The sequence below is a fragment of the Methylobacterium sp. FW306-05-D genome (assembly GCF_058782155.1).
Window position 1 is genome coordinate 1 of record NZ_JBYSXL010000109.1, and the last position, 10234, is coordinate 10234.

The following is a 10234-nucleotide window of genomic DNA, read 5'->3' on the forward strand; positions in this document are numbered from 1 at the left end:
GGGCACAGGAGCAGGGGGGCCGGGGAGGCCCCGGCGCTATTTCGGCTCCTGATGGCCGCCGAAGCCCTTGCGCATGGCCGAGAGCAGCTTGTCGGCGTAGCTCGCCTCCTCGCGGGAGCGGAAGCGCGCGTAGAGGGCGGCCGAGAGCACGTTGGCCGGCACCGATTCCTCGATCGCCGCGTTCAGGGTCCAGCGCCCCTCCCCAGAATCGGCGACGAAGCCGGTGAAGGTCTCCAGGTGCTCGTCCTGGGCGAGCGCCCCGGCGGTGAGGTCCAGGAGCCAGGACGAGACCACGCTGCCGCGGCGCCAGACTTCGGCGATGTCGCCGATGTTCAGGTCGAAGCGCTGGGCCTCGGGCAGATCCTCGGAATTGGCGTGCCGGAGGATGTCGAAGCCCTCGGCATAGGCCTGCATCAGGCCGTACTCGATGCCGTTATGGACCATCTTGACGAAGTGGCCCGCCCCGCTCGGGCCGGCATGGATGTAGCCCGCCTCCGCCCGCGGGTCGCGGCCCTCGCGGCCCGGGGTCTTGGGGATGGTGCCGAGGCCGGGCGCCAGGGTCCGGAAGATCGGGTCGAGGCGCTCCAGGGCGGCTTTGTCGCCGCCGATCATCATGCAGTAGCCGCGCTCCAGGCCCCAGACACCGCCGGAGGTGCCGACGTCGACGTAGTGGATGCCGGCGCCCTTCAGTTCCGCGGCGCGGCGGATGTCGTCCTTGTAGAAGGAATTGCCGCCGTCGATGACGATGTCGTCCGCGGCCATCAGGCCGCCGAGGGTCTTCACCGTGGCCTCGGTGATGGGCCCTGCCGGGAGCATCACCCAGGCGGCACGGGGGGCGGAGAGCTTGGCGACGAAGTCCTCGAGGCTGTCCGCGCCCGTCGCGCCCTCCGCCACCAGGGCGGCGACCGCCTCCGGGTTCTGGTCGAAGACCACCGCCTGATGCCCATCCCGCAGCAGCCGGCGGACGATGTTGCCGCCCATCCGGCCGAGGCCGATCATGCCGAGTTGCATCCCGTGTCTCCCGTGCCGCGACGACGCACCGGACCAGCGCCCGGCCGTCGCACGCTCCTCACGCGAAGGGCTATCGCATTTGGGCGGCCGGGGCGAGGCGGCGGATCGGCCGCCGCCCCTGCGTCCGGCGCTCGGGTCTCCCCCTTGCCGGACGCCGTCGCCGCCCCCGCCTATGCCGAGGTCGGCCCGACGCCGGGCTCGGCCAGGACCGGGCTGGCGCCGACCTCGGCCGCCTGCGCCTCGACCACGGCGGCGGCCGTGACGTTGACGATGCCGCGGGCGGTGACCGAGGGCGACAGGATGTGGGCGGGCTTGGCCGGGCCGATGAGCAGCGGCCCGACGGGCAGCGCGTCGGCCAGCACCTTGGCGAACTGGAAAGCGATGTTGGCCGCATCCAGGTTCGGCAGGATCAGCACGTTGGCCGCCCCCTTCAGGCGCGAGGCCGGCATCACCCGGTCGCGGATCATCTCCGAGAGGGCGGAATCGGCCTGCATCTCGCCGTCGACCTCGAGGTCGGCCCGGCGCTCGCGGATCAGCCCCAGGGCGGTGCGCATCTTCACCGCGGAGCGCGAATCCGACTGGCCGAAATCCGAGTGGCTGAGGAGCGCGATCTTCGGGGTCAGGCCGAAGCGGCTGACATGCTCGGCGCAGGCCACGGCGACGTCGGCGATCTCCTCGGCGCTGGGGTCCGTGCGGACATGGGTGTCGGCGAGGAAGTAGGCGCCCTCCTTGGTGACGATCAGGCTCATGGCGGCGAAGTCGAGCACGCCGGGGGCGAGGCCGATCACGTCGCGGATCACCCGCAGGCGGGTCTCGAAGCGGCCCTCGAGGCCGCAGATCAGAGCGTCCGCCTCGCCGCGGCGCACGGCGATGGCGCCGATCACGGTGTTGTTGGTGCGCACGAGCGTGCGGGCGGCGTCAGGCGTGATGCCGCGCCGTCCGGCGGCCTCCAGGTAGGTGGCGACGTAGTCGCGGTAGCGCGGATCGTCCTCGGGATCGATGAGGTCGAAGTCGACGCCCTGCTTCAGGGAGAGGCCGAAGCGCTTGATCCGGGTCTCGATCACCCGGGGCCGGCCGACGAGGATCGGCCGCGCGACCTTGTCCTCGCAGATCGCCTGGGCGGCGCGCAGCACGCGCTCGTCCTCGCCCTCGGTATAGATGACCCGCTTGGGGTTCTCCTTCGCCTTGGAGAAGATCGGCTTCATGATGAAGCCCGAGCGGTGGACGAAGCGGTCGAGGCTGTCGGTATAGGCCTGGACGTTCTCCAGGGGACGCCCGGCGACGCCCGAATCCATCGCGGCCTGGGCCACGGCGGGGGCAATGCGCAGGATCAGGCGCGGGTCGAACGGGCTCGGGATCAGCGAGCGCGGACCGAAGGGACGGGCCTCGCCGCCATAGGCGCGGGCGACCACGTCGGAAGGCGTCTCGCGGGCGAGCGCCGCGATCGCCTTCACGGCGGCCTGCTTCATCTCCTCGTTGATCGAGGTGGCGCCGACGTCCAGCGCTCCCCGGAAGATGTAGGGGAAACAGAGGACGTTGTTGACCTGGTTGGGGAAGTCCGAGCGCCCGGTGCAGATCATCGCGTCGGGGCGCTTCTCCTGCGCCAGGTCCGGCATGATCTCGGGATAGGGGTTGGCCAGCGCCATGATCAGCGGCTTGTCGGCCATCTTCTCCAGGTATTCGGGCTTCAGCACGCCGCCGGCCGAGAGGCCGATGAACACGTCGGCGCCGGGGATGACCTCGGCGAGCGTCCGGGCCTGCGTCTCCTGCGCGTAGACGTCCTTCCAGCGGTCCATCAGCTCGGGCCGGCCCTTGTAGACCACGCCCTTGATGTCCGTGACGGTGATGTTCTCGACGCGGGCGCCCAGCGACACCAGCAGGTTGAGGCAGGCCAGCGCCGCCGCGCCCGCGCCCGAGGTGACGATGCGGACGTCCGAGAGCTGCTTGCCGGCGAGCTCGAGGCCGTTGAGGACGGCGGCCGCCACGATGATCGCGGTGCCGTGCTGGTCGTCGTGGAAGACCGGGATGTTCATCCGGGCCCGGCACTGCTCCTCGACCTCGAAGCACTCCGGCGCCTTGATGTCCTCGAGGTTGATGCCGCCGAAGGTCGGCTCCAGGGCGCAGACCACGTCGACGAGCTTGGAGACGTCGTGCTGGGCGACCTCGATGTCGAACACGTCGATGCCGGCGAACTTCTTGAACAGGACGGCCTTGCCCTCCATCACGGGCTTCGAGGCGAGCGGCCCGATATCGCCGAGGCCGAGCACGGCCGTGCCGTTGGTGAGCACCGCGACGAGGTTCTGGCGGATGGTGAGGGTGGCGGCCTCCTGCGGATCCTCGTGGATCGCCATGCAGGCGGCGGCGACGCCGGGCGAATAGGCGAGCGCGAGGTCGCGCTGGTTGCCGAGCGGCTTGGTCGCCTGGATCTCCAGTTTCCCGGGCCGCGGCAGTCGGTGATAGACGAGCGCTCCCGACTTGAGATCGTCGGACATATTGTCGCCCATGGTCGTCCTCCTCAGGATTGCGCGCTGCCCCGGCGTCGGAGCGCGTCTCCCATCATCGGCGGGATCTTCGCTTGCGGGCTCCTGTTGCACCGGCTGCCGGATGGGCGCAACCCGCGCGCGGAGACCCGGAACGACCGTGCCCGCCCGCCCTCCGGGCCGGTTTTCCCTCCGGCACAAACTCCTACGGCGGGGCCTTCCTGTCGCGTCCGGACCGCGGCCCGACGCTGACGATCGGCGCATTTTGTTCCATCGCGGGGCGGACCATGGTCCTGCGCGGGGCGGATTGCGTTCCTGCCGGGGCTCCGGAATCGGCCCGGCGTTGCGGGCAGGCGCCGAATCCCGTACCCGCTTGCGCTCCCGCTCCACACGACGTGAAACGATCCAAGGCCCGCGACGATGTCCGACACGCCCCCCGACCGCCTCGCTGTGAATCCCAACAGCCCGTACTACGACGAGAAGATCCTCGAGCGCGGCATCGGCATCCGCTTCAAGGGCGTCGAGAAGACCAATGTCGAGGAATACTGCGTCAGCGAGGGCTGGGTCCGCCTCTCGGCCGGCAAGACCCTGGACCGCGCCGGCAACCCGATGACGGTGAAGCTCAAGGGCCCCGTGGAGCCGTATTTTCGCGACGCGGCTCCGGCCGAGGGCTGAAGCCTCAGGCCGACGCGTCCTCCAGCGGGAACGGCGTCGGCTCCCGTGAGTCGGGAATCACGCCTCGGGCGTCCCGATCATACCGGATGTGCCCGCTCGCGCTTGGCCCGTTCACCGGCGAAATTCCGCACCGCCACCGCGACCGATGCCGCCAGCGCCGCCTCGGAGGTCGGGTCGCGCAGGACGAGGCTGGTGATGGCGTCGGGATGGTTCTTGCGCTGCTTCGGCGTGCGGGCATGGTTCGAGACCCGCAGGGCGAAGGCACAGGCCTCGGGGTCGGGGCCCGGCTTGAGGTAGACGCTGTCGCCCCGGGTGTTGCGGGCCACCACCGCGAAGCCCTGCGCCGCGAGGAGTTCGACGGCGCGGGCCAGGGCCTCGCCGGGCCGGAGGACGGTCATGCGCGTGGAGTCCCGTGAGCCCACCGTCTCGGGCTGCCCCCGTGCGGGAGCGGCCCGAGGACGGCTGCGCCTCAGGCGTTCTTCTCGGGCAGGTTGAGGCGGATGTGGAGCTCGCGCAGCTGCTTCGGCGTGGCCTCGGCCGGCGCCCCCATCATCAGGTCCTCGGCGCGCTGGTTCATGGGGAACAGCACGACCTCGCGCAGGTTCTGCTCGCCGCAGAGCAGCATGACGATGCGGTCGATGCCCGGCGCGATGCCGCCGTGCGGGGGGGCGCCGAGCTTCAGGGCGTTGAGCATGCCGCCGAACTTCTCCTCCAGCACCGCGACGCCGTAGCCGGCGATGCCGAAGGCCTTCTCCATCACGTCGGGGCGATGGTTGCGGATCGCGCCCGAGGACAGCTCGGTGCCGTTGCAGACGATGTCGTACTGGAACGCCTTGATGTTCAGGATCGTCTCGGCATCCGCCGGGTCGAGGGCGAGGAACGCCTCCCGGTCGAAGTTCGGCATCGAGAACGGATTGTGCGAGAAGTCGATCCGCTTCTCGTCCTCGTTCCACTCGTACATCGGGAAGTCGGTGATCCAGCAGAACGCGTACTGGTCCTTGTCGGACAGGCCGAGTTCGTCGCCGATGCGGATGCGGGCCTTGCCGGCGAGGGCCGCCGCCTTGGCCTCGGTGCCGGCCGAGAAGAACACCGCGTCGCCGGCCCTGGTGCCGGTCTTCTCCGCGATCAGGGCCTGGACCTCGGCCGGGATGAACTTGGCGATCGGGCCCTTGCCGGTGAGCGTGCCGCCGTCGTCCTCGAAGATGATGTAGCCGAGGCCCGGGGCGCCCTCGGCGCGGGCGAAGTCGTTGAGCTTGTCGAAGAACGAGCGCGGCTGGGTCGCCGCCCCCGTGGCGGGGATGGCCCGGACCACGCCGCCGGACGCGATCACGCCCTTGAAGGCCTTGAAGGCGACGTCCTCGCGGGCGAACTCGGCCGTCACGTCGGCGATGATCAGCGGGTTGCGCAGGTCCGGCTTGTCGACGCCGTATTTCAGCATCGCCTCGGCATAGGGGATGCGCGGGAAGGTGCCGGTGACGCGCTTGCCCTCGGCGAATTCCTCGAAGACCGAGCGCAGCACCGGCTCCACCGCCTGGAACACGTCCTCCTGCGTGACGAAGCTCATCTCGATGTCGAGCTGGTAGAACTCGCCCGGGGACCGGTCGGCGCGGGCATCCTCGTCGCGGAAGCAGGGCGCGATCTGGAAGTAGCGGTCGAAGCCCGCGATCATCGTCAGCTGCTTGAACTGCTGCGGGGCCTGCGGCAGCGCGTAGAACTTGCCCGGGTGGACGCGGGAGGGGACGAGGTAGTCGCGCGCGCCCTCCGGCGAGGAGGCGGTGAGGATCGGCGTCTGGAACTCGAAGAAGCCGCCCTCGCGCATCCGGCGGCGGAGCGAATCGATGATCGCGCCCCGCTTCATGATGTTGGCGTGCAGCTTCTCGCGCCGCAGGTCGAGGAAGCGGTACTTGAGCCGCGTCTCCTCCGGGTAGTCGAGGTCGCCGAAGACCGGCATCGGCAGCTCGCCCGCGGGGCCGAGCACCTCGAGGTCGTCGATGTAGACCTCCAGCGTGCCGGTGGGCAGGTCCGGGTTCTCGGTGCCGGCGGGGCGGGTGCGGACCCGGCCGTCGATGCGGATGACCCATTCCGAGCGCGCCGCGTTGGCCGCCTGGAAGGCCTTCGAATCCGAATCCACCACGCATTGCGTCAGGCCGTAATGGTCGCGCAGGTCGATGAACAGCACGCCGCCATGGTCGCGGATACGGTGGCACCAGCCGGAGAGGCGGACGCTCTGGCCGACATCGGACGGCCGGAGCGCCCCGCAGGTATGGGTCCGGTAACGGTGCATGACGGGCTGCTGCATAACGGGCTGACGGATCACGGGCTTTGGGGATTGAGCGGCGCACCATTCACGCGGGGGAGGTGAAGTCAAGGCGACGGCGATGCGCGGGGGAGGCCCGAAGGCCGCCGAAACCCCGTGGACGCGGCCCCGGAACCCTTCCGGAAGGACCGGGTGATTCCCATATTAGTCCCATGAATTCCAACGCTTTTTTCGACATTCTGCGGCAGGCCGGGGCAGAGGCTCCCGCGGCCGCTTCCGGGGCCGCCGCCGCGCCCGCCACGGGCGAGCGGCAGGAGGGCCGGTGGCGCATCCTGCCCCTCGAGGGCACCTTCGAGATCGTCTACGAGGATTCGCGCGGGGCCTGGAGCACCCGGCGGGTGGAGGCGCGCGAGCTGAAGCTCGGGCCGGGCCGGACGCTCCTGGGCGGCATCGACCGGGGCCGGGGCGGCTACCGGGGCTTTCGCGCCGACCGCATCCGCCGGCTCACCGACCCGGCCAGCGCCACGCGGATCGAGGCCGGCATCCTCGACTGGCTCCTCGCCCGGGCCGAGGCGCAGCGCCGGGAGCGCGCGGCCCGTGTCCGGGCGCTGGCGGCGCGGCGGCGCCCGGTCAAGACGCGCGACGGGCCGCGCGAGGTCGCCGCCTAGAGGTATTCGCGGGCGCGAATTCTGGTGACCGGGTCCGGCGTCCCTCGCCTGGGACGAGAACCTTCGGTATAGCCGATTCATGGATCTGATCGCCACCACTGCGGCCCTGGCCGAGGCCTGCACCCGCCTGTCCGCCCATTCCTTCGTGACCGTCGACACGGAGTTCATGCGCGAGACGACCTACTATCCGAAGCTCTGCCTCATCCAGATGGCGGCGCCGGACGGGACGGGGGTGCTCGTCGACCCGCTCGCGCCCGATCTCGACCTCGCGCCGTTCTTCGCGCTGATGGCCGACGAGGGCGTGGTGAAGGTGTTCCATTCCGCCCGACAGGACCTGGAGATCATCTGGCTCCTCGGGGGCCTGCTGCCGCAGCCCTTCTTCGACACCCAGGTCGCCGCCATGGTCTGCGGCTACGGCGACTCGGTCTCCTACGAGCAGCTCGTCAACGACGTGGCCAAGGCCAAGATCGACAAGTCCTCGCGCTTCACCGACTGGTCGCGCCGGCCGCTCTCGGACGCCCAGCTCAGCTACGCCCTCTCGGACGTCACCCACCTGGTGAAGGTCTACGAGGTGCTGGCGGGCCAGCTCCTCTCCACCGACCGCGGCGAGTGGCTCGACGAGGAGATGAGCGTGCTCACCTCGCCAGACACCTACAAGGCCGACCCGGGCTCGGCCTGGCGGCGCCTGTCGGGCCGGATGCGCAAGCCCCGCGAGATTGCGGTGCTGATGGAGGTCGCCGCCTGGCGCGAGCGCGAGGCTCAGAACCGCAACGTGCCGCGCGGCCGCATCCTCAAGGACGAGGCGGTGATCGACGTCGCCACCTCGGCCCCGCGCAGCGTCGAGGCGCTGGGGCGCCTGCGCTCGATCCCCGCCGGCTTCGAGCGCTCGCGGACCGGCACCGACATCCTGGCGGCGGTGGAGCGCGGCTTTACCCGCGACCTCTCGGACATCGCGCTGCCCGAGCGCACCCGCAGCCGCGGCGGCAACGGGGCGCTGGTGGAACTGCTCAAGGTCCTGCTGAAGGCCGTCTGCGAGACGGAAGGGGTCGCCCCCAAGATCATCGCCACGGTGGACGACCTCGAGGCCATCGCGGAGGACGACGCGGCGGACGTGGCCGTGCTGCATGGCTGGCGCCGGGCGCTGTTCGGCGAGAAGGCCCTGGCTCTGAAGAGCGGCCGCCTCGCCCTCTCGGCCGAGCGCGGCCGGGTGGTGGTGCGCGAACTCGCGTGAACCGGCGCGGGCGCGCGTCGTGGGACCGACATCGTGGAGCTGAAGTGGCTGGAGGACTTCCTCAGCCTCGCCCAGACCCGCAGCTTCTCCCGCTCGGCGGAGGCCCGCCACGTCACCCAGTCGGCCTTCAGCCGGCGCATCCGGGCCCTGGAACTCTGGCTCGGGGTGAACCTCGTCGACCGCAGCACCTATCCCACCACCCTGACCCCGGAGGGACGCCGCTTCCGCGACACCGCCGAGGAGAGCGTGCGGGTGCTCCTCGGCGCCCGGGCGGACCTGCGCGCGGGCCTCGAATCCGCCGAGCCGCTGGTGCGCATCGCCGGGCTGCACACCCTGGCGCTGACGTTCTTCCCCGCCTGGTTCCGGACCCTCGCCGCGCGCACGGGACCGGTGGCGACGCGGCTCCTGCCGGACGACTTCCACGATTGCCTCCAGGCCCTGGTGGAGGGCGGCTCGGACTTCCTCCTGACCTTCCACCATCCGGGCGTGCCGATCCCCCTCGACCCGGCGCTCTATCCCCACCGGGTCGTCGGCGCCGACGCGCTGGTTCCGGTGCGCAGCCCGGGCCTGGCGCAGGACGGGCCGGTGCCGCGCCTCGGGTACGGACGGGATTCCTTCCTGGGGCGCGTCAGCCAGCTCGCCGAGGCCGAGCTCGGCCTGCCGCCGGGGCCGGTGGCCCATGCCAACCCGATGGCCGAGGCCCTGAAATGCATGGCGCTGGAGGGCCATGGCCTCGCCTTCGTGCCGCGCAGCCTCGTCACCCGCGAACTCGCCGAGGGCCGCCTCGTCACGGCGGGACCCGCGGTGCCCCTGGAGATCCGCCTCTACCGCAACGCCGCCCAGGCCCACGGGCCCAGGACGCGGGCCGCCGTGGCGGCGATCTGGGCGGCGGCCGAGACGGGTCCGTCCGGACCCGTATGAGACCCATGGGGCGGGTCCGTCCGGACCCGCGTGACGCTCGGGGCGGGTTAGTCCGAACCCGCATGATGCTTGGGTCGGGTTAGTCCGAACCCGCATGGGGCGTTCCGACTCGGCATTGGCCCCCGCGCCGGTCTTCGCGCATCCCTCCGTCGGGACGCACGACGAGGACGGGGCGATGGCGGGACGCGAGATCTTGGGCGTGCTCGGCGGCATGGGGCCGATGGCGACGGTGGACTTCCTGCGGAAACTCGTGGAGGCGACGCCCGCCGCCCGTGATCAGGACCATGTCGCCGTGATGGCGGCCCAGGCCGCCGACATTCCCGACCGGACCCGGGCGATCCTGGGGCAGGGGCCCGACCCGCTGCCGGCGATGACCCTGGCCCTGCGCCGCCTGGAGGCCGCCGGCGCCACCCGCATGGCGATCCCCTGCAACACCGCGCATCACTGGCACGGGGCGCTCCAGGCGCTGACGCCCGTCCCCATCCTGCACATCGTCGACGCGGTGGCGGCGGCGCTCGCCCGCCGGGGCCTGGCGGGCGGGCCGGTGGGCCTGCTCGCCACCGACGGCACCCTCCGGGCGGGGCTCTATCCCCGGCATCTCGGCCGCCACGGCTTCACCTGCCGCGCGCCCGCGGACCAGGCGGCGGTGATGCGGGCGGTCCGCCTCGTCAAGGCGGGGCGGGGCGCCGAGGCCCGGCCCCTCCTGCAGGCCGCGGCCGCGGCGCTGGTCGCGGACGGCTGCCGGCAGGTGGTGATGGCCTGCACCGAGATCCCGCTCGCCCTGGCCGACCCGGCGGAGCCCCGGGGCGCGGTCCTGCTCGACGCCACCGACGCCCTGGCGCAGGCCTGCGTGGCGGCCACCGCCCCGGTCCGCCGGGCGGCGTGACCCCGGCCCGGCCGGCCCCGATGGGCGTCGGGCTCGATGGCCTTGGGACTTAATTGGCCTTGGCGTTGACCTCGAGGCGGTCGAACAGGGCGGCCGGGGTCGGGG

At 71.6% G+C, this 10234-nt stretch carries 9 protein-coding genes; 5 read left to right on the top strand and 4 right to left on the bottom strand.

All coding sequences use genetic code 11. The annotated features are described in order from the left end of the window. Positions 1-36: 36 nt before the first annotated feature. Both gnd and AC3WLN_RS22345 read right to left on the bottom strand, forming a co-directional pair. Complete coding sequence (gnd, locus tag AC3WLN_RS22340; protein ID WP_492484948.1) at positions 37-1011, bottom strand: phosphogluconate dehydrogenase (NAD(+)-dependent, decarboxylating); 975 nt, start codon at positions 1009-1011, stop codon at positions 37-39. A 170-nt stretch (positions 1012-1181) separates the two neighbouring features. Next, a complete protein-coding gene (locus AC3WLN_RS22345) occupies positions 1182-3515 on the bottom strand; it encodes an NADP-dependent malic enzyme (RefSeq protein WP_492484950.1) in 2334 nt (777 codons plus the stop codon). Positions 3516-3911: 396 nt separating this feature from the next. Here AC3WLN_RS22345 and AC3WLN_RS22350 point away from each other — a divergent pair, with 396 nt between their 5' ends. Further along, positions 3912-4166 carry a DUF3297 family protein gene (locus tag AC3WLN_RS22350; RefSeq protein ID WP_492484952.1) on the top strand — a complete coding sequence of 85 codons (255 nt, stop codon included), beginning with the start codon at positions 3912-3914 and terminating at the stop codon, positions 4164-4166. 77 nt (positions 4167-4243) lie between these two features. Here AC3WLN_RS22350 and AC3WLN_RS22355 read toward each other — a convergent pair whose 3' ends face one another. Together AC3WLN_RS22355 and aspS are read right to left on the bottom strand one after the other, a co-directional pair. After that, positions 4244-4564 (bottom strand): hypothetical protein, encoded by a 321-nt coding sequence (locus AC3WLN_RS22355; protein ID WP_492484953.1) that lies wholly within the window; start codon positions 4562-4564, stop codon positions 4244-4246. 71 nt (positions 4565-4635) lie between these two features. Continuing rightward, a complete protein-coding gene (aspS, locus tag AC3WLN_RS22360) occupies positions 4636-6450 on the bottom strand; it encodes an aspartate--tRNA ligase (RefSeq protein ID WP_492484955.1) in 1815 nt (604 codons plus the stop codon). A gap of 185 nt (positions 6451-6635) precedes the next feature. Between aspS and AC3WLN_RS22365 the strand changes: the two genes are divergently transcribed. The 4 genes from AC3WLN_RS22365 (at position 6636) to cuyB (ending at position 10129) form a co-directional block, all read left to right on the top strand. Next, on the top strand, positions 6636-7091 hold the full coding sequence (locus tag AC3WLN_RS22365) for a hypothetical protein (RefSeq protein ID WP_492484957.1): 456 nt from the start codon (positions 6636-6638) through the stop codon (positions 7089-7091). A 79-nt stretch (positions 7092-7170) separates the two neighbouring features. Next, positions 7171-8322, top strand: a complete 1152-nt coding sequence (gene rnd, locus AC3WLN_RS22370; RefSeq protein WP_492484959.1) for a ribonuclease D — start codon at positions 7171-7173, stop codon at positions 8320-8322. Between the two features lie 33 nt (positions 8323-8355). Continuing rightward, entirely contained in the window at positions 8356-9243 is an 888-nt protein-coding gene (locus AC3WLN_RS22375) for a LysR family transcriptional regulator (RefSeq protein ID WP_492484961.1), read from the top strand. A 94-nt stretch (positions 9244-9337) separates the two neighbouring features. Beyond that, a complete protein-coding gene (cuyB, locus tag AC3WLN_RS22380; protein WP_492484963.1) occupies positions 9338-10129 on the top strand; it encodes a cysteate racemase in 792 nt (263 codons plus the stop codon). The last annotated feature ends 105 nt before the right edge of the window (positions 10130-10234 follow it).